Source organism: Qipengyuania xiamenensis, from assembly GCF_019711495.1.
GTDB lineage: Bacteria > Pseudomonadota > Alphaproteobacteria > Sphingomonadales > Sphingomonadaceae > Qipengyuania > Qipengyuania xiamenensis.
The window spans coordinates 1332190-1357598 of sequence record NZ_JAIGNM010000001.1; the positions used below are offsets into that span (position 1 = coordinate 1332190).

Annotated in this window: 19 protein-coding genes; 2 read left to right on the top strand and 17 right to left on the bottom strand. The window is 57.2% G+C overall.

All coding sequences use genetic code 11. The annotated features are described in order from the left end of the window. Nucleotides 1–100: 100 nt before the first annotated feature. On the top strand, nt 101–325 hold the full coding sequence (locus K3165_RS06800; protein ID WP_221547999.1) for a hypothetical protein: 225 nt from the start codon (nt 101–103) through the stop codon (nt 323–325). Nucleotides 326–374: 49 nt separating this feature from the next. Here K3165_RS06800 and K3165_RS06805 read toward each other — a convergent pair whose 3' ends face one another. From K3165_RS06805 to K3165_RS06830, 6 genes are all read right to left on the bottom strand, one after another. After that, nucleotides 375–584, bottom strand: coding sequence for a hypothetical protein (locus tag K3165_RS06805; RefSeq protein WP_221548000.1), 210 nt, complete (start codon nt 582–584; stop codon nt 375–377). A gap of 208 nt (nt 585–792) precedes the next feature. After that, nucleotides 793–2370, bottom strand: a complete 1578-nt coding sequence (locus K3165_RS06810; RefSeq protein ID WP_221548001.1) for a hypothetical protein — start codon at nt 2368–2370, stop codon at nt 793–795. A 536-nt stretch (nt 2371–2906) separates the two neighbouring features. Beyond that, nucleotides 2907–4130 carry a restriction endonuclease gene (locus K3165_RS06815; protein WP_221548002.1) on the bottom strand — a complete coding sequence of 408 codons (1224 nt, stop codon included), beginning with the start codon at nt 4128–4130 and terminating at the stop codon, nt 2907–2909. 187 nt (nt 4131–4317) lie between these two features. After that, nucleotides 4318–5304, bottom strand: coding sequence for an HNH endonuclease (locus tag K3165_RS14165; protein WP_221548003.1), 987 nt, complete (start codon nt 5302–5304; stop codon nt 4318–4320). 21 nt (nt 5305–5325) lie between these two features. Continuing rightward, nucleotides 5326–6399, bottom strand: coding sequence for a DNA cytosine methyltransferase (locus K3165_RS06825; protein WP_221548004.1), 1074 nt, complete (start codon nt 6397–6399; stop codon nt 5326–5328). A gap of 70 nt (nt 6400–6469) precedes the next feature. After that, nucleotides 6470–6934, bottom strand: a complete 465-nt coding sequence (locus K3165_RS06830; RefSeq protein WP_425594397.1) for a very short patch repair endonuclease — start codon at nt 6932–6934, stop codon at nt 6470–6472. Nucleotides 6935–6977: 43 nt separating this feature from the next. Between K3165_RS06830 and K3165_RS06835 the strand changes: the two genes are divergently transcribed. Beyond that, a complete protein-coding gene (locus tag K3165_RS06835) occupies nt 6978–8600 on the top strand; it encodes a DNA cytosine methyltransferase (protein ID WP_221548006.1) in 1623 nt (540 codons plus the stop codon). Here K3165_RS06835 and K3165_RS06840 read toward each other — a convergent pair. The 11 genes from K3165_RS06840 to K3165_RS06890 form a co-directional block, all read right to left on the bottom strand. Next, nucleotides 8498–9367 (bottom strand): DUF6339 family protein, encoded by an 870-nt coding sequence (locus K3165_RS06840; protein ID WP_221548007.1) that lies wholly within the window; start codon nt 9365–9367, stop codon nt 8498–8500. The two genes, K3165_RS06835 and K3165_RS06840, sit on opposite strands and share 103 nt — an antisense overlap. Further along, nucleotides 9364–10278 (bottom strand): hypothetical protein, encoded by a 915-nt coding sequence (locus tag K3165_RS06845; RefSeq protein WP_221548008.1) that lies wholly within the window; start codon nt 10276–10278, stop codon nt 9364–9366. The genes K3165_RS06840 and K3165_RS06845 overlap by 4 nt, the downstream gene beginning before the upstream one ends. Continuing rightward, nucleotides 10275–12116 (bottom strand): hypothetical protein, encoded by a 1842-nt coding sequence (locus tag K3165_RS06850; protein ID WP_221548009.1) that lies wholly within the window; start codon nt 12114–12116, stop codon nt 10275–10277. Before K3165_RS06850 ends, K3165_RS06845 begins: the two co-directional genes overlap by 4 nt. Then, nucleotides 12113–13126 carry a PD-(D/E)XK motif protein gene (locus K3165_RS06855; protein WP_221548010.1) on the bottom strand — a complete coding sequence of 338 codons (1014 nt, stop codon included), beginning with the start codon at nt 13124–13126 and terminating at the stop codon, nt 12113–12115. Before K3165_RS06855 ends, K3165_RS06850 begins: the two co-directional genes overlap by 4 nt. After that, nucleotides 13123–15768, bottom strand: coding sequence for a Z1 domain-containing protein (locus tag K3165_RS14170; RefSeq protein ID WP_221548011.1), 2646 nt, complete (start codon nt 15766–15768; stop codon nt 13123–13125). The genes K3165_RS06855 and K3165_RS14170 overlap by 4 nt, the downstream gene beginning before the upstream one ends. Nucleotides 15769–15897: 129 nt before the next feature. Then, on the bottom strand, nt 15898–16797 hold the full coding sequence (locus K3165_RS06865; protein ID WP_221548012.1) for a carbon-nitrogen hydrolase family protein: 900 nt from the start codon (nt 16795–16797) through the stop codon (nt 15898–15900). Then, nucleotides 16794–19988 carry an RNA-directed DNA polymerase gene (locus tag K3165_RS06870; protein WP_221548013.1) on the bottom strand — a complete coding sequence of 1065 codons (3195 nt, stop codon included), beginning with the start codon at nt 19986–19988 and terminating at the stop codon, nt 16794–16796. The genes K3165_RS06865 and K3165_RS06870 overlap by 4 nt, the downstream gene beginning before the upstream one ends. Then, nucleotides 19963–20970: a toprim domain-containing protein gene (locus K3165_RS06875; protein WP_221548014.1), complete on the bottom strand. Its 1008-nt coding sequence runs from the start codon at nt 20968–20970 to the stop codon at nt 19963–19965. The genes K3165_RS06870 and K3165_RS06875 overlap by 26 nt, the downstream gene beginning before the upstream one ends. Beyond that, the gene (locus K3165_RS06880) at nt 20967–21908 is read right to left on the bottom strand and encodes a 3'-5' exonuclease (RefSeq protein ID WP_345720606.1); all 942 of its coding nucleotides are present in this window, start codon (nt 21906–21908) and stop codon (nt 20967–20969) included. The genes K3165_RS06875 and K3165_RS06880 overlap by 4 nt, the downstream gene beginning before the upstream one ends. A gap of 568 nt (nt 21909–22476) precedes the next feature. Beyond that, nucleotides 22477–24870: a DUF5906 domain-containing protein gene (locus K3165_RS14175; RefSeq protein WP_221548016.1), complete on the bottom strand. Its 2394-nt coding sequence runs from the start codon at nt 24868–24870 to the stop codon at nt 22477–22479. After that, entirely contained in the window at nt 24867–25067 is a 201-nt protein-coding gene (locus tag K3165_RS06890; protein ID WP_221548017.1) for a helix-turn-helix domain-containing protein, read from the bottom strand. The genes K3165_RS14175 and K3165_RS06890 overlap by 4 nt, the downstream gene beginning before the upstream one ends. Nucleotides 25068–25409: the final 342 nt, after the last annotated feature.

The following is a 25409-nucleotide window of genomic DNA, read 5'->3' on the forward strand; positions in this document are numbered from 1 at the left end:
CTCCGGACAATGCCTGATCCGGCAGGCGTCAACATGCCAGGCTTGCCGCGGGCCGGCCGAATGGTCATGCTCGTGCGGAAACTGGAGCCCGGAGTGATGCATGGCTGAACGCAGCGGCAGGACCGCCTACCCCAGGATCGGGATCTGGTTCGACGAGAAGGCCGGGGACATCCATCTGAGCATTCCGGGGCACGGGCTCTCCACGATCAACGGCAAGACAGACAGCGCTCGCGGGAACCCGCACCTGTTCAACAAGCTCGCCAAGGCACTGCGCGACGAGGGCAAGCCTCATCCTCCCGTCATCGAGAACTGGAAGGATCGCTGACGGAACCGGCTCCAGACGCCCTGTCCTCCCCGCCTGAACCCTGTGCCGGTCAGACCATCTCGAAATGGATGAGAGCACGCTCGATCGCGGCGCGCTTTTCGGGCGGACAGGGCTTGACCTTGCGGCCCGGATCGATGCGGTTCGGTGACTGGCCACGGGTCAGGCCGTGCGAGGCCTTCACGTCGGCGATCCAGCAGGTCTGCGCAACGAAACCGTCGGTCTGACGGACCCGGTCGATGATTTCGCGATAGGTTGCCATGTATACCTCCTTCTTGAGAGGTCTCCCATTGAGAGCATGAAATCGGAGCCGGCTAGTCACTTTAGTATGCTTGCATTTGAAAAACGCCTGCTCCTGATGTGCCAACTGCCTTTTTGCGCCAAACTCGCTTCGGCCGGAAGCTGCACCAGATCGACAGCACCGAGCATCTGTCCGCACCAAATTCCCTCACGACAAAGCGATCGGTGTTTCAGATCTTCCTGATTGCTTCCCGATAGGTCTCCACCATCGCTTCGTGGAAGCGCAGACCGGCATCGGCCGTGAGCCTGGCCCGCTCCGCAAGGAGACCTGCCACACGGTTTTCGGCGGAAGCATTGAGCGCGTTGTAGAGCAGCGCAGAACCTACCGACCCCTCCCTCAGAGGTCCGGCTTCCGGTTCGCATTGGTCGACAACCGCGTGAAAGTTTGCCTCATCGCCCACGAGAAGCTCCGCAGCCTTGGCACCCTCAGTCCAGCCGGTAACACCGTGGAGCATCTTGCTCATACCGGGCTGCCAGAACCAGTCATCCGTTAGAATGCCCACTACTTCCGCACCATCCAGCCTTTTCCGATCGACCGGCGCGGCGAAAACGAGATAGGCTGCAGTGTTCGGCCGAATGTCGGGATGTTCTTCGCCGATCCAGCAGCTGTAGTGCTGAACAGCATTGCCGTTTCCTTCGAGTACTTTCGCCAGGTTCTGCCCCGCAAAGCCACAGTGCACTCCGCCATCTCCGAAGGCAAAGATCTCGTCAGGAGAATAGGTATGCAGCTCCAGCTTCGGCTGGTGGTCGTCTCCACGCGAAATACCGAGCGACAGATTGAGGGAAACACTGAAGGAGACTTTCCGCCAGCCGAGCATGGCAGCCAATTCCTCCTCGTATTCGTCTCCTTCGGTCAACGAGAACCGCCCGAACCCGCTGGATGCCATCCAGTCCAGCGCTTCAAATGGCAGGTCGTCCCAGCGCTTCTCGGAAAAGAGATCCCGCATGTCTTCGGGCACCACGAGCATACGAAGGTCGCGGCCGTAGGTCACCCTGCCGAGCTCTAGGGACGGTTCCGCCCAGTGCCGGTTGATGCCACCAGGAACGAACCGGGCAGCGACGATGAAATCCCTGAATTGGGGGCGCAGGAGATCGACCGGATATTCGGCAGCATCGCCGAACGCCGACGGGAGCACCGCGTCATACTCCTCCTGGTCGAAGGCCTCGAGATCTATCGGCGTATCGTCGAGGACAGACCAGAGCTCCACCAGACGGGTCTCCCTGCGAACCATCTCGACAATTCGTGCAGCATACTCGTCTAGCAGACCCTTGGCGGTCTTCTCACCGGGGTCCGTCGGAGTCCAGACGGGAAGAAATGAGCTGCCTTGGGCGAGAATCCTGATCGCCCTAGACTTTTCGACTTCGGCTAATTCGGGATTTGCAGAAGGTGCGATCAGCCTGGCCGCCGCTTCCGCGAGGTTGACAAATGTCGGTCCACTGGACGCATACGCACTGTCCTTTCCCGCGCGCGGCGCTTCCTCACCCGGAAGGCGGAAGTAGCGTTTGCGTTTCGCCCACACTCCATCGACTCCCGATGTCTCGACGATCTCTCTTGCACCATCGAGGGGATTGGTCGGGTTCACACGCTCCGCGAGTACTCCGAGATTTACGGCGAACACCGGCTTGTCCTCGGCTCTCAGACGCGAGCATGAACGGATCTGACCTTCCAGCGGGGGATCATCTGTCAGCGCTTTCAGTCCGCGGAGCGGTAGGGACGGCAGGTCGGCCGACTGGTTCTGGTTCTTCATCCTGCCCTCAATTCCTGTAGTTGGTGATTATGTCTCGGCCGTCGGTGACGATCGTCAGTCGCCCGCACAGCTCCGCCTGGCGAGGCGAGATCCTGCCTTCGGACTGAAGGCGCCGGAGCGCGGGGCGGGAAATGCTCAATCGGTAGCATCCGCAACCCGCTGGCTCTTCCCTGTCGCCGAACATGAAGACCAGATCCCGTTCGGCCGCTCTGATACCTCTCTGCTGGGCCCTGAGCCTCGCATGTGCCGTTACGCGCCCCTCTGTCCGAATTACTTCTGCTGCTGCTGTGTGCATCATTCGTCTCCGTTTCATGACGAGAAGAATGATGCAGGCGGCCCTCGACCGCACGCCCAGATTGGCAATTTATTCGGCAATGAAACATGCTGTTTTAGGTACTATACTGGCTTTTATTCGGCAATATGATTGGTAATCAAATCGATCATGGCCGGCAATAATAATGCCGGGAATGGCACAGCCGGGTAACGTGAGGGAAAAGTCTTCGAGGCTCGACCAGTTCTGGCACGAAGAAGGAAAGCTACCAGATGGATACGGGTTTCAGTCCATCCGAGACATGATCGGGGGCATCTTCGATGGCCAACGTCAGCCAGTCCTGACGGATTTGCCCTTCCGAGATGCAGTCGCCCGCTCTCAGGATATTCACGATGTCCTGCCCGGAAAACAGGCGCACCGGATAACGATCGGCCTCGATTTCGCGCTGAGCCTGTTCGCTGAAGAAGGATGTCGTGAAGTAGAGCCCGTATTGACCCCGCCCCAGCCTGGCTACGAGCCGCGACACCTGATCCGGCGTGATAGGGCTCCGGTAGCGCTTCGCCTCGCCGAGGAAATCGATCTCGTATGCAATCGGGTAAGGCAACCGGAACATGCCGAAGAAATCGATGCCGTGGTCCCCGGCTCTCCGCGTACGTGTCACCTTGTGCTCCAGCCCGGGCATGATCTCGGGCAACTTGTTGACCAGTGCCACGGTGAAGGCCTCGAATGCGACAGGCGAAAGGCATCTTACCTCTTCGAGGATTGCTTCGTCCTCCGATCCGGAAAGCGGGACTTGCTGTTCCTTGCGACGAATCTTCGAAGCCCAGACGTGGCGGCGATCGATCTTTCCCTTCCGGGCCCTCAACCATGACTTCGGAGCAAGTTTTCTGTCGACAGCATTGGTGTCAGCTCCTGTCACTCGGGCATTGAGCCAATCGACATCGACCTCTTCGACGTCGAGGATCGAGAGCAGTGCACGGAGATTCTTCACCGGCTTACCGTGATCCTCGAACCAGGCATGTCTGAGATCGGAAAGCACGCAGAGCCCGTTGAAGACCAGATAGCCCGATTGCCTTTTGGAAAAATGGAGGATCGGAGGCATCTCGTCCAGACGGCCTTCCAGCCGGATATTGTTTGCCGCCTCGAGCCGCGCATTGCCGCGAAAATCATTGTAGTGCTTTTCGCGCGCGGAAAACTTGGCGTCACCCCAGTAGATGATGTTTCCGCTTACCTCGTCGACCACGTCATCCCATGGATTGTGATGCTGTGCACTCATGTCTCTGGTGACGAGAACGAAGTACGCAGGAACATTTCTGCCGCTCTCGTTGTCGATCGGTGCAGAAACAACGTTGTCCTTGAAACGGATACCTCCGGAATTGGGGATCGAGCCCGCTTCAGTGTTCAGCCAACGGAGAATCTCGTCATCTTCGAAACTCAGGCCGCCCTTGTCCCGATATGCCTGCCCAACCCGCCAGATCCGTTCCGCCACTCCACCTACTCCTGCATTCTCGGCCTCGGACCGACCGCCTTTCGACCTTGGGGGTCAGGCTGCCTCGCGGCCTGCAATGTCGCGAACCGCAAACTGCATATCTCTCGCCTCATCGATGGCCCATGTCCTGTCGCAGATCTTCAACTGCGAAACCCGCATCATACCGCTCGGCTCAAATCCAGCTGGTTCAATGCAGCTTCGCGGCAAGATCGAGCCGTCCGGCATGAACTTCGTCATGATCGACATTGCAGAGCGTGACGAGATTGTCGGCCTCGTTCTTCCCGCCATCGCGATGCTCGTGAACGTGGTGGAGTTCGAGCAGTCGCCGCGGATCGTCCCTGCTCGCCTTGTCTCGTGTCCAACCGCAGACCCTGCACGCAAAACCGTCGCGCTCGAGCACCTCTATGCGTACCGGATCAGCGATCTTCCTGTCATGGGCAGGTGCCTGACGATCCTCTTCCAGTACGTAGCTTCCCACCGGCAAGTCGGGTCGACCTTGCTGTCGCGTCAGGACAGGCCAACCATCTTCCGTCCTGAGCTCCCTGGTACGCCGAGCCCATTCGCTCTTGTCCTTTGCAAGATATCTCAGCTCTTCACCGGTGATGGGATGCCCCGGATTTTTCCTGAAATAGGCAAGAAGCTTCGCCTTCACCGACGTCAGTGACTTGTCTCTGCGAATTCCGTTCAGAACGTTCCAGCGATGGGCAGCGTCCCGGTCCTGCTCGTCACGCATCAGGACATACTGATCGGTCCTGATACGACCTGGCTCGACGCCAAGAAGGTCCTTGAGGTCGGAAGTCAGACGTTCAAGCTCGCCGGAATCGTCACCCGCTTCGCTGAGAAGCTGCCGGAAGGTGACTCCGCTGTAGATCCACCATCCGAACTCCACTCGAAGTTCGCGAACCCTGCGAGGCCAGTCCTGAATTCCGGAAATCACCGCCAGTTCGTCACCTGCGATGAGTGTTCGCGGATAGGCGCGCAGATAGAAGAGAACCCGGTCCCGGCCTGAAGAAGCGTCCTCGCGAGAGATTAGTGACGATCCGATATCCCGGATGCCATGCACGACGGGTATCAGTGCAAGCACCTTCTTCCGAAGATCGGGACCGGACAGTGCGTTCGAAAACTTGTCCAGTTGCCCCTTCTGACGAGCAAGGGCCGCTTCGATATCCTTCACAAGGCGAACCCTTCGGGCCAATCAGGCCGTCTTCCTCAGTGGCTGCAGCATGCCTGCGACCATATCGCCGAGCGCGTGCGCAAGGGGCGGGGGGACGGCGTTGCCGATCTGCCGCGCAATTTCGACCTTGCTTCCGCAGAATTCGAATTCGTCGGGGAACCCCATGAGGCGCGCGGCTTCGCGATGAGTGATCGGTCGATGCTGGTCGGGGTGCAGGTACCTTCCCTTTTCCGGCTTGAAGAACTCGGTTCGGATCGTGACTGAAGGACGGTCCCACCACAGGCGCCCGAAAAGGTCCGTGCCGCCCGACTTCTTGCGGATCCAACAGGCAGGAGTGATCTCCGGCGCATTGCGCTGAAGGTCGAAGCGGTTCCCTCCCGGAGGCACGGCCTTGTAACGGGCGATGCTTTTCTCGGTCGGGTTCCGGCGAATATGCAGCGAGAGCGTGCCGTGGCCCTCTATTTCGGTGGCAACCGGCGGAGGAAGGTCCGCAATCTTGTCCTTTACCGTCAGCCAGCGCGGAAGGTTCGAATGCCTCGCTGGATCGCTGTGTGTCGCCAACGGAGGAAAGACCGGGCTCGAATTTTGGAATGACTTGCGATGCCAGCCGATCACGATGGTGCGGCGCCTCGTCTGCGCAACACCGTAATCCGCCGTGTTCAGTACTTCCTCTTTCGTATCGAACCCCATCTCGTCCGCCCTGGCCTTGATATCCGAAAGCTCCGGAGATCGGTACAGTTCGGCGACATTCTCCATGACGAAGACGGAAGCACCGGACAATCGAACCACATCCAGAAACGGCTCCCAGAGCGCGCGCCGGGCATCACCGTCACGCTTCTTGTTGAGCAGACTGAACCCCTGACATGGAGGACCGCCGATCACGACGTCAGCTTGAGGCACGCCATCCTCTTCGATCCATTTGTCGATGTCCTTGGGATAGCCCGGGCCGTCGATGTTCCGGGAATGCGTAGCCACTGCCGACGCATCGTTGTCGACGGCGGCAACGCATTCGAAGGCCCCGCAGAACTTCTTGTCTACGAAACCATACGACATGCCGCCTGCGCCGCAGAAAAGATCGATCAGTTTCCAACCCATGCGAGCCTGGTCCTTGCGTGATTTTGGACGATCATAGGGCAGACCACGCGCGGAACAATAGGAGAACCGGCTAAATCCCGGGAAAATTTTCCACGCTGTCGGGTGAACCGATTTCGATGAAGCTACTCTCTCCTGTCAGCCATTCGGCCAGTGCATCGACAACGAGCTCGCTTCTCCCCCGGCCCTTAGTCGTACACTCCCAGACGACGGCCGTCCTCCAACCCTTGGCCCGGATGCCTGCGATTACCTTCTGGTCGCGTGCCACGTTGGCCTCGAACTTCTTCTTCCAGAAGTCCGCCCGAGTACTTGGCACAGTCGCGAACCGGCATCCTTCGTGGCGGTGCCAGAAGCAGCCGTGAACGAATACCACCGCCCTGTACTTCGGGAATACGAGATCGGGGCGTCCCGGCAGATCTTTCGCATGCAGCCGGAAGCGGAAGCCTCTGCGGTGCAGCGCACGACGCACGAGCATCTCGGGCTTTGTATCCTTTCCGCCGATCCCGGCCATCATCCGGGATCTCGTCTTGCTGTCCACTGTATCCGTCATTTGCAGCCTGGAATGCTTGCCCCGACCTGGTATGGTGCTGACTGTGAAATACGGAGCGAGCCCTTTGCCTACAACCTTCGGAGTCATCGATCTCTTTGCCGGGCCGGGCGGCCTCGGGGAAGGATTCGCGTCCCTGAACAAGAACGGACATCGTCCTTTCGTCATCGGACTCTCCGTGGAAAAGGAAAAGTCGGCCCACCGTACGCTGACGCTGCGGGCCTTCATTCGCGAGTATGTCCGCAAACACGGCGAGCTCCCCGACGAATACATCGAGTTTCACGCAGGCCTCCGGGAAGAGCCGGACTGGAGCGGTGTCGACCGGGCCTCGTGGGAGCACGCGACGACGGAAGCGCGCTGCCTCGAACTCGGAACCGCCGAAGCAGCAGAATTGCTGAATGCCGGTATCGATCGAACCGCAACGCAACACGCCGACACCATCCTGATCGGGGGGCCGCCTTGCCAGGCATACTCGCTGGTCGGTCGGTCGCGCACGCGCGGCATCCGCGACTACCGTCCGGAGGACGACAATCGAAACTTTCTGTTCCGGGAATATATCCGTGTCCTCGATCGCCTGAGACCGGCTGCCTTTGTCCTCGAGAACGTCAAGGGCGTGCTCTCCTCGAAGGTCGGCTCGAGATTGATCTTCGAGGAGATCATGGACGAGCTGACTTCCCTGGGTGGCGCAGGCTCGGGGCTATACGAGCTCCGCGCATTGAGGCTCGAAAAGGGAAGGATCCGGCTGCACGAAATCGATTCTCCCTACGATTTCATCGTCAAGGCGAACAACTTCGGGGTCCCGCAAAGCCGCGAACGCGTCATCGTGATAGGCATTCGGAAAGACCTTGCTGCTCGAGCGGAGCAAGCAGCCTTCGACTTGCCTTTCGGCGACGAAATGACGGTTGGCGAGATGATCGGTGATTTGCCCGGCCTCCGGAGCGGGCTCAGCAGAACGCAGGACAGCGCCTCGACATGGAAATCCGTAGTCGCGGAGGCGGCAAGAGCACTGCGCGACGTTCACGCGAGCGGAAAAAGCAGCGCACTCGCCAGAACTTTCGGGCGCATAGCCGATCAGATCGACAGGAAGTCACCTTCCCGGCGGGAGGAACGACGTCTTCCTTCGAACTACGGACAATCCAATCATCCGCTTCGCCAGTGGGTCGAAAACGAAGAGCTGATTGCTCTCGCTCAGCATTCCACGCGGGGCCACATGGCGTCGGATCTCAAGCGCTACCTCTTCATCGCCGCATTCGGCCAGGCGAGCGGGAGGAATGCTCGCAAGCCTGACTGGCCCGAGAGTCTCGCTCCGGATCACCGCAGCTGGGAAAGGGGAATCTTCTCCGATCGCTTTCGGGTGCAACTCTCCGGAAAGCCTTCGACGACCATCACGAGCCACATATCGAAGGATGGTCACTACTTCATCCACCCCGATCCCCTGCAATGCCGGAGTCTCACCGTTCGCGAAGCGGCTCGACTGCAGACCTTCCCCGACGATTACTACTTCCTCGGAAACAGGACGCAGCAATATGTACAGGTCGGCAATGCCGTACCGCCCTACCTTGCGCGCCAGATTGCCCAGCTGCTCTTGCGGATCTTGGATGGCTCGCCGGATGGATCGAGCTCCTCCTCGGCAGAATTCGCGGAACTTGTTGGCTGACGCATCGGATGACCGTTTTCGGCCTTGGCCGGCGGAGAGGCCTTCTCGAAGAACTCATCGATCAGACCGGCCAGCCGATCGCGAGGCAGATCCGAGAGGGATTGAATTTCGTTTCTGATTCTGAGCCGCAGCGTCGCGAGACGCATGACCGGTTCCATTCTGTTCTTGCCGATCCGCTCGGAGGAACGCACCCATCCTTCGGCAAGTTCGCGCGCCAGCACCGGATCGGCCCCGATACTCGGGCGTTCGGTGATCTGAACCAATGCGTCTTCCGAGAGATGATCGAGGAGAGCCCAGCGATCTTCTCGTCCGGATCCACGGTCCAGAACTTTGGCGCGCATCCACAGGCGTTGAAACGCGTTGCGAACGCCTCCGAGATACCTTTCACGCGATTTCCCGAACCTCCAATGCACGATGTCAGGCGCGAGGATCACGGCCATGAAACACCAAACATCGTCCCGCAGGCCCTCGCCTGACGCGAACTCTTCCCGATCGGCTAACAGACCCGCCAAGGCAGCATCGAACGCGGCATGATCGTTCTTCAGGTCCGGGGCGCCGAAGCCGAATCCGGAGGCAAGGTCCAGCATGTCCTGACGAATTGCTCGAAGGAGCGAAGCCGAGGCGGTTGATCCGCCTGTCGCCGCGTATCGCACCCCTTCCGGAAGTACTTCAGGCGAGAAGCCCGACCAGCTGAGCTCGTCTTGACCCAGCATATGTTCGAGCATGCGATCGGCGATCGGCCCCGGCAGTCTGGGAAGAAGTATCATTCTGCGAATTCTCCCTGCTGCACCGCGACGGCCTGGAAGGATGCCCTGAACACACCAGGGCGGTTTTCCAGGAGGGACCTCGCATGATCGACGCCCAACCCGGGGAACGCGAGGCCCAGCCAGAAGGACGCCTGGGAACCGAGCGATCCCGTTTCGCACGTTTCGAGGATCGACTGCGCATCATCGTCACGAACGAGACATTCGCAGACCTGCCCCATTACATCGGCCATCAGGGAACGAAGCGTCTCCGGATCGCCGTTTTCCACGCGCGCAACCAGATCCTTGTCCCGCCCATTGAGATAGAGCCTGATCGACCCGTGGAAGTCGCGGGCCCAGTCGCGCGGGGACCAGTGAAGATACCATGGGGAGTCAGCAGCGGCGGTATCGCCTAGAAGCGAGCGCAGGTCAGCCACCTCTATCGGGAAGCGCGGCTCTTCGCCTTCCAGCCTGACGCGTTTGATGTCCCGCCACAGGCGATCTCCTTGGCGCAGCGGCGATAGTTCGCCTGCCGATGTCAGATTTGCCCCGAGGACAATCTGTGTCTGCAGGTCGAGCACATTCGACAGCAGATTTCCGTCGACCCAGAAGTCCAGCTCCAGTTCCGGACGCGCGCTATCCAGCGGAAACCACTCCCGGCGGATAATGAACCTGGGCATCCTTCCTTGCCCCGTACCGAGCCTCAGCGAGACTGCGAGCTCGAGGCTCCCCGCTTCGATCTCCAGATCCGCGGCCGCGATGTCGGGCCTGATCTTCAGCCTTCGGCTCAACCTGAGCGGCGTCGCGTAATCCCAATCACTGACAAAGTCTCCCGCTTCGTGAAGCTCTCCGTCACCCAAGGCAACTGACCAGGGCGAAGCCTCCACAGCGGACGATCCGAGAGTACGGAACGGGAAAGCGATGCGCGAACTCATGCAGCCTCTCCGCTCTCGAGTCGCGCATCGACGATAACGGCGCAATCCGCGGGCACCCTGACATAGATTTCGAAGCGACCGTCGGTCCCATCGACGGCAATGACACCTGTGTCGCTGACGAGCTGGCCGTCATCGCTCCTCATGCGCACGACCAGGGGTGGCTCGATCGAGGCATCGAGTTTGCCCGCGCCGTTTCCGTCCATTGCCACTGCAGCCTCGGCCAGCAGCCGCACGCCGCTGCGCGCAGCATCCTGTCGAAGCTCCGTCGAGAACACAGCGAGAGTCTGCCCGTTCTCTTTCGTGAGCCGCTCGAACAGGGGACGTGTCGCTCGGGCCTTTCTTGCGGATCCGCCGCCGCCTCCCCCGCCGCCTCGAGCTTCACCGGCGCCGTCTCCCGTGACGCCCGACAGTGCTGCGCCGAGTTTGCCTGCGGCCCGGGCGAGCGGAGGTGCATCCGAACTGGCGGTCGGCCGTCCCAGACCTTGTTCACCCATCTCGTGCGCATGTTGCTCGAGGCGCTTCAGCGCGACATTCACGAATGTCTGCTGACGGCCTTTTTCCATGTTTTTGGGCACCCAGTCATCGTGCGCCGGAGGTTCCGAGAAGGCGAATGCGCGCTCCACCTCGTCATCGTTGTCGGCGATAAAGACACCAGCCCATTCCAGGCGCTCGTCCGGATGAGGAGCTCCCTTGAGGTACTTCACCACGAGCTCGACGGGTCGCATCAATGCAATGTGGTGCGAAACTTGCGGAAAGAGACTGTCCTCCGCCACCAGCGGCCTCCGCTCACCCCTAAGGCCCTTCTCGATGGCGAGTTGCCCGAGGTGTTTTATCGGCTTTCCGCAGGCGATCGGACGAACGTCGTTCCCGCTGGCTGATCGCGCTGCGCGCATGGCCTTGCAGTAGAGGTCCAGTGGCGCAAATTCTTCGGGCGCCGGCATGGGCAGTTCTGCATCTCCGACGAAGACCCTGCAGCTGAATTTCTTCTGTACGGGAGCATCACGCATCATCCGGGGCCAGAAACTCCAGAGAAGGCCTTCGACGATCCGGCTTCCTATGGTGTGCAGGTCCTCGTCTTCGGTCTCGAAATCCAGGATCATTATGGAGGTGCCCGATCGGCCCTCCGGCCGCTCGGGGAGTCCGATCATCGCTGCCAGCTCGGCCGCGTCCTCTCCCCGTGCCGGATCCGCGATCCCGTCTCCGGCATCGGGTACACCCCACCAGTGACGCCCCGTGAACTGTCGCTTCATGCCGTCTTCCGCGAGCTCGAAACGGGCACCGACATGGCAGCCGATAAGACGGCGCTCTCTCTCGTCGCCGTGACCGACAAGCGTATCCACGAAGATCGTACTGCATCGGCTAACGGCATAGAGTGCCGACTTTCCGAATCCGTATGTCCCGCCCCCATGATCCGTGTCTCGCGGCGTACCGATGTTCCTGAGGAAATTTATGAAATCGGTCCGCTCGGTACCCACCGGGATCCTGTCGGCCCTCGTCGGTCCGCCCAGCCCGGAAGTACCGAAGTCGCAGATCTCGAGGACAACGGGCTCGCGCGCATCGAGGAAACGTCGCAGATTGGCTCGGGAAGTCCTTTCCTCCGGCAACTCCGCGAGAAGCTCGTCCCGGAAGCAAGACAGCTGGGCCGCGCTCAGCTTGCGCACCCTGATTTCGATTTCCGGTCCTCGACCAAGTTTGGCCGCGTCAGCGATGTTTTGCACCGCCTCTCGGATAACGGTCTGCAGTTTGCTGAGAGAAGGAGAACCCAGCAGACGCAGGAAATTTTCGCCTATGTTTCCCGTGGTGCCGTAGGGCTCCGAATGAAGGGTCAATCTGATCACGGAAGGAACAGCTCCTCTATCGCTCCGGTATTTTCGGGCGGGAGAAGGAAATGTGCGGCGACGGCCAGATCCGTGACATAGGTCAAACCTGAAACCCCCGCCGGTGCGGACCCTCCGGCGAACAGTGAGGGCACGACACGCGGAAAGCCCTCGCGGACTTCGTAGAGAGATTCTCGTTCGAGCCTGAAGGCGGCTGCATTCCAGTCCTCGTCGTCTACGTCATTGCATCCGATCGCTGCCAGCAACTCTCTGATCTTGCCCGGCTGGCTTGCGGACGCGAGAACCGCGCGCCCCAGACTGGACACCGAGAGCATTCCGGTGGCTGCAGCTTCGAGCTCGAAATGCTGCAGGTAAAGATGCCCACCGGCTGGTTCGCTCAGCTGTTCGAGGCCGTTGACCGTTATCTCTGTTTTTCCCTTCTTCGTCGTGACCTTGACCTCGAGAGCATTCGCTTCCTTCGAGAAGTCGTGACGGTCACTCGCTGGCCCGTTCCAGGATCGCCATGCTTCGGGGGAGCGGTCCAGCAGGCGCTTCAGCACAAGCAGCTCGCCTACCAGACCGGCGATCTTCCCTCTCGATACCACCGCTTCGGGTGATCTTATCAGGAGTGACCTGAATTCTTCGATAGTGGACCTTGCCGCCTCCACGCAGGGCATGCCACCTTGGACCCTGAGAAGGATTTGCTCGGCCACTTCGCCGAAGACAGTCTCGAGTTCCTGGGCCAGGCAGCTGAGATCCAGAAATCTCGTCGCGCGCCCTCGATCGCTGTATTCCGATACTCGGACATCGAGTGCGGGCGCGCCTGTCACCAGCGAGGGTTTCTCTCTCTTGCCGAGCGGCATGAGGAGGCGAGGCTCGCCCTTGGCCCCCAATGCCAGGCGGATAGGACCGTCGGGCGCGTCGATACCCGAGAGCTTCGTCGGAATACCCAGACCGCCGCTGTCGTCTGCGCCTGCACGAAGTATGGTCCAGCCGTCCGTGGCGGAACGCCGGTCATCGGTTTCCTTCATTGCTCACCAGCTCCATCCGCCAAGGCCGATTCCTGTGCCTCGGACATTGCAACGTCTTCGGCTTCCTCGGCCTCCATCCTTGCGAGGTCTTCGGGCGAAAGCGTAGGCAGTTCGACAGAGACGAAGTGCGCTCCTTCGGTGATGCTTCCCGGAAAGACGATCCCGACGCCGAGCACGTCGACCGCTGCACCGAGTGAAACTCGATCATCACCTCGTCCCGTGTATGGGGACACCCTGTCGATTGGATAGAGAAGAAGAAGCGGCTTTTGTCCGATATCGCGTTGGCGGAGATCCTTCAGCTGGTCCCAGCTTTGTCCACCTGGCGGTTTGCCTTCGCAATCGATCCAGACATCACGCTTGGACATAAGCGCCTTGATGTCGGCTGTTGGCCCGGTGTCCTTGAGCCTCGCGCGGTTTACCATTTGCACAGTTTCTAAAGGCCCAAGGGCCTGTTCAGAAACCTTCCCCTTGCCCGATTCAACGACTGCGATGTTCCAGTCACGAAGCCGGTCATCGGATTGATTTATAAAGGGGAGGAGGACATCTCGACGCAGGTCGCCATGGTCAGGGTGAAACCTGTATCTTTGGAGAAACTCGACGACCAGTTCGCGAGGCACGCTTTTCCAGACCGGCGCCTTCCAGTCTTCGCTTCGAAAACCACCTTGCGAAGCGGCCTTGAGCAAGTCCCCACCTGCTTCCCAATTCCCGACAAGTTCGTCCGCGTCCCGATAATGGAAACGGTAAGTCTGGCGATGGGTGCCCCAGTAGCTGATCGCACATGTCCTCGCGGCGCGCATCTTGGTTGCACCCGTGATTGCCATTCCGGGAATCGCCCGAATACGAACGGCAATATCCATTGGGTCCTTGTTCTCGAGGTGATAGCGCTCGATGTCCTCACGGATTTCCATCTCGACCCTCGCAAGGTTCCTGAAACTCAATTTCAGGTCTTCCGGCATCCAGATGCGAGGAAGGTCCTCGTAGTTCGGCCGATAGCCGAACCAGCGCCCCATCTGCAGGAGCGTGTCGTATTGCTTTGCGCTTCTGAGGAAGTAGCTGACCATCAGGCCCTCGAGTGTGAGGCCCCTTGCCAAAATGGATCCACCCGTGACGATGTAGGTCCGGGCAGGCTTCTCATAGTCGATGCGATTGTCGCTCGTTCCGTTCTCGATCGGAAATTCGAGATCTTCCAGCACGCCCCCGATATGATCGAAGAGCTCGTCTGAGGGAATTGATCTTGCCTCCGTGATTTCCCGAGGCAGACGCCCTTTTTCTTCATCCCAGATCGCGGCGAGCCGCTGCCCTGTTTCTGAAGCCGGGTCCATTACTGCCTCGCGAATGGAATCGACCCATTCCTTCATGCAGGCAGCGACTCGGTCGTGTGCGACCACGTACGCGGAAGTGTGCACAAGCATCGTCATGTGCTTGTTCGCGTCGCCGCGAGCACGTCTTGCTGCACAGCATCCGAGAAAATAGAGGATGGCTCGCTGAAGCGTTTCGGCGACCTCCGGTTCGAATGTTTCCCTCTCCGCCATGCTCACCGGTTGCATCTGCTGCTCGTCTTCCGGCGGGACATCCCTGATCATGTCCAAGCCTTCTTCTTCCGGCAGAATGTTGTCGGGATCGTCCGGAACACGTCCGAATAGCTTTTCGGTACCGAAATAATTCGGCGATGCGGGAAGCGCAGTGATGAAGTCGCGGGGATAGAGGTCGTCGAGCTCATCCTTGCCGCGCATGTCCTTCCGGAACGGATCAATGAGCACATTGGCGAAGGGGGTTGCCGTATAGCCGACATAGGAGACGGCCGGGATCATTCCGAGAAACTCGCGAATATGCGCATTGATGGCAGTGACGTCATATTCGCCACGCCCCGCGTTGACGCTTGCCTGGTCGCATTCGTCATCGATCACGAGAACTCTGAGCCGACGCAGTGCCTGAGCGTTCGTGCCCCGTACCGCAATCTTCAACTGCTTGAGCGGAGAAACGTTCTTCTTCACCACTGCGATCTGCGCCTTGCCCACGTTCGACAAGAAGCCGCCTTGAGGAGGAGCTCTGAAATCGATCGCCTCATCATTGGGGGTTCGCACATTCCAGTGCAGCTCGTTTCGCTTCACCAGGTCATTGAACATCCGCAGCTGCGTCTGATAGCGGAGCTTGTTTGTCAGTCCGGCCAGCAGGATTACCGTGTCGTAGCCGGCGTCGAGCGCCTTGGCGATAACCGCCGTCATGTTTGCTGTCTTGCCTGATTGCACGTGGCCGACAACAAGGCCTCTGCATGCAAATTGTTGTTTTTCGGAGTTCTTTGGATTCTCGAGCAAGGAGACAATTTCGTTCGATGCCTCATCGATCCCCTCAATGTCCGCTTCGGCCCACCCCTTCGAAAGCATGAACGTTTTCAGTGCGGGCCAGTGAAGATCTCCCGGTCGGGGACCGAAATACCATCGCTCGCGTTTGCGTATGACGGAATGTCTGTGGAGGATTTCGACATCGGCGAATTCCTTCTCGACGATCGCCCTTGCTTCATCGATTTCACTTGCGTGTGAGGCCGCGAAATCCGGGAAGAATGCTTCGAAGCTTTCGACGACGGCTGCGACTGCTAGGTCAAGGTCCCCCACCCCCGGGAGCTGCTTCAGTATTGCATCCACTAACTTTTCGACTTGCGGCCCCGGCACACGCCCTCCATTCATTAACTAACCAATATATATTTAGTAAAAATCAGACCTGAACTAATCACCAAAATGCCAAATGTTCAGCACGGAACTATTTTGCCAATGCTAAGAACCCATCCCAAGGTTTACTTCGAACTGCTTCAATTCTGGTTTCGGTTCGGCCCCTGGAGGAAGGCTCTTAAACTCGCCTTTGTCACCGCCTGATTGCGCCTCGATAAGTGAGGCGATCGGTAGGTTAATCGCTTGGCTTGTAGAGAGCCCGTTACCTTGATGGCGGTAAAGAACCCGTTTTTCAGGGCGATGATAAGGAGACAACACGGTCGAGCCCCCGAAATGCCCTGTGTTGCAGACAACGATGTTGCAGTAGATCATGCGCGCCAACGCCTCCGCTGCATGCTCGAAGGAAGAAAGGTCGGGATTGTAAGCGAGGACAAAAAGGTTCTGTATTCGCAGGCGGTACATCGCAACTCTTTCGAGATCGAGGAAATCGTAGCAGATCGCGACAGCAAAGCGTCCGAAGTCGCCAGCATCAAAGACCCAGACCTCGGGGACTCTTTGAAACTCGTAACCGAGCCCCGAAAGAAACTGTTCTTCGCGCCATGCTGGATAGGTCTTTCCTACATAGCGTACGGTAGTTCTTGTAGATCTGTCCCGGCGTCCCCACCCATTGGGGACAATTACCGCAGCGCGATTGAGAACGTTTGCGGCAGGCCGCCCGGGGGCAATTTGAAAGTCCATACCGGCAATAATGATGGCATTCGTTTGCGCAGAGATCCGCCGCAACCGAGTTAGAAAGCCTAATGGGACCGACAATTCGGGAAGCAGGATAATGTGCGGGCGCGGTGTTTCTAAAGCCAATGAAGCGACATGCTGCTGAATTTCGGAAATGACCCTCTCTTCCTCATAGCGCGTCATATTGACGGAAGTCGTCCAAGCCGCCGTATTCTCAATGGTTGTCTGAATGATGCCCACGCGCAGCGTGCTCTGATATGAATTGAGACTCATGCTTCTATTTCCGGAATTTCAACAGCATTTTTGCTTAGCTGGATGATATTCATCGGCACGAGTTGTCGAGGAGCATGGTTGAGGACAGTTAGCTGATTTCGCTCTAGAACCTGCTGTGCCTCAACAATCGCGTCTTTCAAAGCGGCGATATCCCTGAGCAATGGAGGATCGCTGCGCGTATCGTTGATTATGTCGCTTGCCCGGTTCCCAAAGAATGCCCATGGCGCGTTCTGAATCATTCGGGTTTCGACGCTTCTGGGCAATGTAGCGGCCTCGATGATACTCTGAGATCGCGAGGAGATGATGGATTCTTCGAGGCAATGCCTCACAAAACTCGTGATGTCCCGCTCCAGACCAGGCACATTCCAATACGCAGGCAATGAAAAGTCTCGAGTAATCAGCCCGAGCAACAGCAAACCGCAGCCCCGCAACTGATATGTCCACCGCTCGACAGGGCTAAGGTCCGTGCCAAAAAGCGGTTGGCGGCGATAATCCTCGATCTTGTTTGTCACGATCTCGATCTGCGCCCTCCGCGCGAACGAATGCCATGCCGTCCAAGTCCATTGGCCTACCAACCCAGCTTCTTCTTGAGGCGGGAGCTGAAGCCAAGCGGAAGGGAGCAGAATGTTGCTTGGATGGAGCTCATCTAGATCAGCGATGCTACCATCTCCAAAGCTAGTCGTCTTATCTAGCAACAATCGCATAATTTCGAGAGCGGTCCACTCACTCACGCGAGGATCAGATCGCGACAGATCTTCGAGAGCAGCCGTCCATTCAATAAGTGAGAGATAACCTTCCAATTTTGAAAGTTCGTCTTCGTAACGCTTAATAGCTTGCCCCGCCTCGCTGTCCTCGAGAACCAGCGAACGAACGAAGTCAGGCGATCGGCGATGATCAAGCAACCAGCCGGCATCTCGGGTATTGAGTTTGCGTGGAGGAGTCTCGGAAAGGAACTCCGAAGCCTGAGGTGGCAGCTCCTCTGGATGTTTTCGCAAGTTCATCCAATCCAAGAGATGCAATGGATCATGAGCCTGCGCAGAAACACGCCATGCGAAAGAGGCCTCATCAGAACGGCCGAACATCTCGAGAAAATGAACCCACACGCCAATGGATCGACCTGTTTTCTCAGTCCAAGTTGAGGAGTTAGATGCAAGACTCGGAGCGTCGATTGCTTCTGCCAATGCAGAGACACGCCTATTGATTGCGGAGAATCGTGGTTCTCGCGATGTTACTGCCTTTGCCAGTGCGATCGCAGCCCTCAGCGCTGAAATGGCGCTCTCATCGCAACAATGTCGCTCGCGGTCTTGTAAAAGGATCGCATTGATTGATGTAATTGATTTGGAGCTGGACACCGACAGCAAAAACCACCTCGCAGCCAAGCGCTCACGATACAATAGGTGTTCATTAGTGAGAGCGTGAGCTGCTGCAGCGACATTCACTGCCAGAGCCTGAAGCGAAAAGCTGGATAGATACTGGGCAGTAGGGAAATGATCACTTTCGGACTGCTTCACGATCCAGCTTAGCGTGGTGGCAACTCCGCCATGCCCAGTAACCCTGCAATAGCGGAAGATCCGCAATAATAGCCGGGCGCGATTAGGGTGTTCTGTAAAGGCGCGTTCCAAAAGCTTGAAATAGTGGGCAGTCAACTTGCGGTAGCGCTTGTAATCAGCATTCGACCTTTCCCTAAGCGACCGCCTGGCACCCTCTAACTCCTCGGAGTGGTCAGGCGATCTTTGATCCTCTTCGATAGATCGAAGCCGCCTATAGGCCCGCCAAGCTTGAACCAGTTCTGGTGATGGATTGAACGCGATTGGTACTAGCTGCGCAATCCTTCCCGCAGCGAATGCTGCGCGCGTATCAGCTCGTATTTCATCCTCAGGTATGCCCGCGAGCAAGAGCCATTCAAGCTCGCCGAGGCGTTGCATACGCGATTGCTCAGGTAGTATGTCGAAATCGGCGTTAGCCAGTTCAGATACCAACGCCAAAGTCTTGGTCAGGAGCGCCGCGGGCTGGCTTCCATCAAGCTCTGCCTCCGAGCGAACCTGCGACTCTACTTCCTTGTTTGCGGTTCCGGTAACAACATCGAAAATACGAGGTGGATCGTATTTAGTCTCGGAAATTTTCGCGCCAACGTCATACTGCTTCAACAAATTGTCATAGGCTTTGATCCAATCGATCAACTCGTCAAAGCCTGTTGCAATGATTGCATGATCATCAACGAACCTGAAATGGGCGACATTTCGATTTGTCAAAAGCTTGCGCTCAATTTCATCGTCAATTGGCAACATCAACACATTAGCGAGAAAGCCAGCGACCATGAGACCCGTTGGAAGGTGCGGGAATGAACCAGCTTCAGTGACCGGTTGCACGAGGGGATCTTCCAAGCGGCAGCTTCCATTCTTCGCTATAGAAAAATCTAGCATGTTGGAGAGTAGATTCTTTAGCCAGGGATCCTCATCAAATCCGTCCAAGTGGCTGCTGAATACTTTCAGTATGGCGTCAGTTCTTATGGAAGGGTAGAATCGCTCCAAATCGAGCGAGGCATAGTAGATCGCTTTGCTTTGTGCCTCAGGCCAGTAGTCTGGATCCAAATATCGCGGTCGCTCGGAGTAGCTGAAGGCTTGCTTTTCTGAATCTTCGAGCAGCTCTGGATCGCCAAGGCCGTCAACCATCAAGCGAGCAGTAAGCGACAATTGGCGACGAAACAGCGGCCAACTGTGTTGAAACTTTCGGTAGAGACGCCCTGTCGAATCTCTGTAAGGCCCAATCTCTAGCTTCTCTGAGCCATCATCGTCTTCCCACCAAGCGGCCTTATAAAGTCGATTACCATAACTCCAATTTGGCATTTTAGAGTCGAGGGTTGGACCAATGACATTCGCAACGGCAAGCCATGCTACTTGATCACGAACCTTTACGTGAAAGTATTGCCGCATGCGCGGCCCATCATCGTCCGGCTTCTTCGGTTGTGGGAGGTGGACGAGATTGGCGAGACGATATTCACCACTCGAGAGATCGGCGCTGATGGCTTTGAGTTGGCTATCGATATCTAACTCAAAAGCAGAAATCTCACCGTAGTCGATGAAGCCATCGGAATCGATATAGAGTCGCCGCGCTTTGCGCCACGCCCAAGAAAGATTTTCTGGGCTGGTTATTAGCTCGCGATAATTACGCATCTTTTGACCGATGTGCAATGAGGTATTCGTTGAGGTCGCTGCCTGTACTTAGTTTCTGAATATGCACTTGGACGCCATGATTGAGTAATACATTTCGTGTCCGCTCAGCCATTTGCGCACCAGCCTCATCATCATCGGGCAATAGATAGATAGTCTTATCGCTCAGGCGCTTACAGAGCTCGGATGACAGACTGGTGAAGGCTCCCGGCAAGCCTAAGGCTACGCGACCCAGTTCGTGCGCAGAAAGGACATCGATCGCACCCTCTACTAGATAAATCTCCGATGCTGATTCTATGGCATCGAGGTTGAATGGAATCTTCCCGATTCCATTGAGCCCCATCCACCTAGGCGTACCTGGATCGATACGTCTCGACTGGAGGAACAGTGGAACCCCTTTGCTAAAGTGAGCGAAGATGAGCGCTTGAGGCGGGAAGCAAAGATAGTCCGCTTGATTGGTCAAACCCGATCGTCTGATACGTGAGACACCAAATTGCTCCAAAAGATGGTTCAAGGTTTTCTTTGGATCACCCACCTGCCCAACTCCAAAAGTTGCTGCGGTGCGAATAGAAATGCAACGCCGAGCCAGATATGCGGCGCCTGATTTCTCTAGCGGCGATTGGCTAAGAAACGCTGCATAGATTTCTGCATCCGTAATTTTGGAGGGGCGCTGAGGTTTGATGGGTGCGCGATTGGAGGGCAAACGAGGCGGGACATCTCTCTCAGGCAGGCGTAGCAGCCAACGGCAGGCATCGATCTTTTCGACGCCTCGATATGCTGCGACAAATTCAATGACTGAGCCACCGCGCCCACAGCCAAAGCAATTGAATAAGTTCTTGCCTGTATCGAGAGAGAAGGATGGATTTCCATCGCGGTGGTCGACAAATGGACAACGCTGCAGTCGCTTAGCTGAAAGTTGCGCATTCAATCTACGAGCCGCGGTCAAAATGGGGACCGCACGTGCTGCCGACCAGTCTAATTGTCGTCCTCCGGCGCCTTTCATGTTGTTGCCTTGAGCCGGAAGCGCTCACGCGCACTCATCCGGTAGACGGCTGCCTGGTCTCGACATTTATGATGGCTTAGGAAGGTCAACTCATCCTCAGCCAATTCCGGATCCACATCGCGCCACCACGCACGTGGGTATCCGTCTTGTCCATCATTCCATCGATAACCTCGCCGCTTAAGAGCATACCGCATTTCGTAGGGCGCGCCTTCTGCATATATTCGTGTTACGGATCGTCGCACAGCATCGAGGAGTGCTGAAAATAACGAAGATTCACCAAGAGAATGCTCTCTTGTAAGAATAAAGAGGAGCGATTCACAATCTGCGATCGCCCGGTGTGCATCGTTGAAATATCCGAAATGGTTGAGCAAGTACTCCAGCTTGTAACTTCCAACGCCTTCAGCCTGCCAATCTATTTCCGTGGCGGAGCAAGCCCAAGGCAACTTTGCAAAGCTGGGGCAAATGCGCTCTGCAAAAGGCCGGTCAAAAGCAGCGTTGTGAGCAATGACAAGAGACACTCCGTCAACAAAACGTGCGACAGCTTCGGGATCGATCGAATGACCTTCAAGCATTTCACGCGAAAGACCCGTCAATTGCTCTACCTTGTCGTCTAGGGCGGCCCGGGGCTCTTGGAGAGCTTCAAAGCTCTCTACCACCGGCCCGATTTGTCCCTCGGAAGAGAAAGCGAATTTGATCATTCCCAGCTCGATCACATCATCAAGCTGAATGTCTAGACCGGTAGTTTCCGTGTCGAGAATTAGACCGAGGAATTGCCCCCCGACACCAGCCGATCCGACCCCGAGGTCCGGCGGGAGTCGACGAAGAATGCGGTAACGGCCGCTGCTTTCGAGCAACTTGGCCATCCCCTCCAGATCCTCGCCAACCGCCAATGCCGTGCCCCCCGCTTTGCCGAGAAATTCATAAACAAAACAACACAAAGAGACCCCTTTGGCAACAAATGACTATCGAAATAGGTAGCTTGAGAGACTGGCAGTGCATTCGAAGCGCGCTCTTCAGTCGCAAAAGGCTGCGCCCGACCAAATGTGGGTTGCCATCCCCAACGCTGATTTTCGGCATCACGCTTCGGCAGAAATGAACAACTAGATCCAAGTCTTTACGGCGATAACTCGGAACGACTGGATCATTGGATCCTTGATCATTCGGATCCAATGATCAGCAGGTCTCGAATCTGTCTAGACAGAAGATTCTTGTGCTCAAAGCAACACATTGAATTCATGATCTAAAACGATAGTGGCGTCTTGCATTAGTCGAGCGCGTTTGTGTCTCCGCGTCTCAGCGTACCCGCGGATATCAAACGGAATGGCCGATAGTACCTAAAGGGCCTTCCCCTACAAATGAATCAGATGCCTCTGAAGATGTCTGTTCTCCTGTTCTCGCTGTTCTTGCTGATCCAAAAACTTTGAAGGTTGAACGGATCTTTCCATGAGAAATCTGTTCGGCCAAGAACATCGAGAACAGAGGGACACACAGCCTCGAGCTTCGCACTCAGAGGCGCACCCTGCGATCGGCATCGTCTCTTTCCATGTGCTCGAGCTTTAGCTCCCGAGATGCGCTGTTGATTTCCAGCCTGACCTCGTCCGGCGAGCGTTTCGTCCAGTAATCGTAATCACAGAGCGCATAAACGATCTCTGGCACGTGATTGATTCGGATCTTCTTCAGCTTGCGGATACCCGCACGGTCCATCGAATGCTTTGTGCTCTTCCGCTGAAGGACATCGAACGCGAACAAATCCCTCAATTCCGCGGCTGAAATCACCTCGACGGGCCAACAGGCGGCCAACTCGCGAAACTTCTCGTCGTCCTCACTGCGTGAAAAGTCGATCAAGGCCGCCTTTGCTCGCGTCATTGGCGGAAGCCTGCCGGGCCAGAAGTTCGAAAGGTCCCGAGTGCGCAGAAATTCGGCAACCGACGCGATGAACAACGGATCGTCGAGCGCTCGATATAGGCGTTCATAGTATGCCGTATCTCGAACGGGTCCTTCATGCTCGACGACGAAGAAGCGGCGATCCTCGTCTCCTAGTGGGAGCGCACCAGTGTGATTAGAAAAGAAGATCCAGCGAGTACTGTTGTACTCCATATGCCTCCGGCCATACTTCGGATTGATCTCGCGAACCTCAGCCGTGACCAGCTGTCGCAGGGCCTGTGCATGCTGATAGCTCTGGCTTCCGCCCTCGTTGATCTCGTCGACAATCGCGCAAATGCAACGAGACAAGCGGTCGTTGAAACTATCGTCAAGGATGCTCATCAGGTCGAGTGAACTCGCCACATTCCCCGGCCAGAGGCGCGCGAGCACGCCGGAGACCCAGTTGCGTCCCTTTCCATGGACGCGCGAGATATGGATCCAGCCGAAGTGCGGAAGTACGCCAGGCTCCTGTTCGGCATGGCCCAGGAAGTCGAGAAACTGGTCTGAATACTCACCCCAGAGCCAGTGGATGTGATCAACGAAAAGTAAGGCGCGTTGCTTCCAGTCTTCCGGCTCATTTCCGCGCATCCGCGGTGCCCAGGTATTCAATGCCGTCAGGTCTCCGCGGGGAGCACTGGTGATCGCCGGGGCGCCAGCACGGAAAGTCACCGCATCGACCTCCAGGCGTCGAGGGTGTTCGAGCCATGCCTTTGAACAGGGGATCAACTTCCGGCGTCCATCCGGCAGTTCAACAGCATGCTTCGAAGCTGCCGTTGTGTTCCTGAAATCCGCGAGTGATTGGACGAGTTGAGGTGACGAGAGGTTGGCAACCTGAGAGCCATCCTTCACAAATACGTACTGTTCCAGCATATCCTCGAGCGAATAGGTTGATGCCGTGGGTATACAAATGTGCCCTTCGCCGATGCGCCGGTTCTTCTCGCGCTGCGTTTCTCGTCGTTCAACGCTCTGCCCCGCCTTATTAATCGCCCGTCGCGCGGCACGGATGGGATCAGCCTGATCAAGGCAATGTGCGCTGATCGAATTCGCCGGATTGAGAAGCAATCCCATAATCTGCCTTGGAGGGAAGCCGCGCCGAGACATCTCACAGCACAATGCGAACGTATCAGCGCTGCGGTCATGGCCCTTCGGCTGATCGACGAGCTTGCGAAGGGGATCATCTGGCCCGAGAGAGAGATCATCCGCAACGATGAGATCGAAGTTCTCCATGGAGATACAGGATTCTGGTTCGTTCCGCGCTTCGTGTTCATCGCGCCCGAAGGCATGCAGAAGATCGCCGATCGAAAGCTTGATGCCTCGATCGCCGTCATCCTGTACCAGTCGCGCCGGCATCTCCGTACGACCAAGGTCTCTCTTTTTCGCATCCGGGTAGTTCGTTGTACCTGGAAGCCGAAGAATTCTGTCTGCGTTAAACGCACTCTTGTCCCCTCCGAAGCGGCGCATGAGCCCTCGATTGGCTCGCTCGATATCGCTGATGCTGGCCTGTTCGACAGGCCAAAGCGCTTGGACGCCATTGCCAGAGATGATGATGAACTGCGGTTCCGGTGAAGCCGACTTCAGGCGGGCGACCGCATTGTCGATATCCCAGGGTGAGCCGTCTCGAGGCGGGTCCATGTCGACGTGGGCAAAACGCACACCTACGATGTCGTCCTTCTTGGGCTTGGTGTCTTGATCCGCCCGCGCGATGTTTGCCGTGTAGTAGACATTCCATTTGCTCCGGTTGTGATCGGATGCCCATCGTTCTGCCGCCTCGACGTCATCCCCAAACCAGCGGAAATTGGTTTTTCGACTATCGGGCTCGATCGCTCCAAGGTGAATATGGGGCGCAATATGCTCTAGGAAGCGCCGGAGGTCCGTTGGATTGCTGATGACTTCAGCGCTTGGGGGCTTCGGCTCGACATCATTGGCGACCTGACTTTGGCTGCGCACCCTCGGCGTCGAGATTTGCGACCCGGTCACTTGTTATCACCCCGCCCGACGGTGGGCAGACCGGCAAAGAACTCGTGAAGACTGGCCGTCCTCACAAGCGTCCGGCGGCCGAGCTTGATCGCCTCGATTTCGCCACTGCCGATCAGCTCATAGAGCCGCGTTCTGCCGATGCGAAATTGATCTACCGTCTCGCCGATCGTCAGGTGTTCTGGATAATCATACGTCATGTTCGTTCACCCGTGTCCTGTTGAACTCGGGAGATCCCATCACGACACGGGTGAACGAGAAAGAGATGGCAAAATAGATTTTTCGGCGGAAACACCCCCCACTGAGATTCCAATTCAGGCGGAGATGCGGAGCTTACTTATCAATCTTTCCTTGAACGGATTGACAGTATCTCTCCGCAAATCGGCCATCTTCTCACGGATCGTCTCTACGTTCGGCGTCCGCAGTTCCAGGTTTGTTCCTGCCCATCTTTTTTGATTGACCCTCGCGACTTCGAAAGCGGCATTCAGGTACAGCATCGTTGGGCGCGGTCGAGGTGTTGTTTCCTTGCTGACCGGGGACCG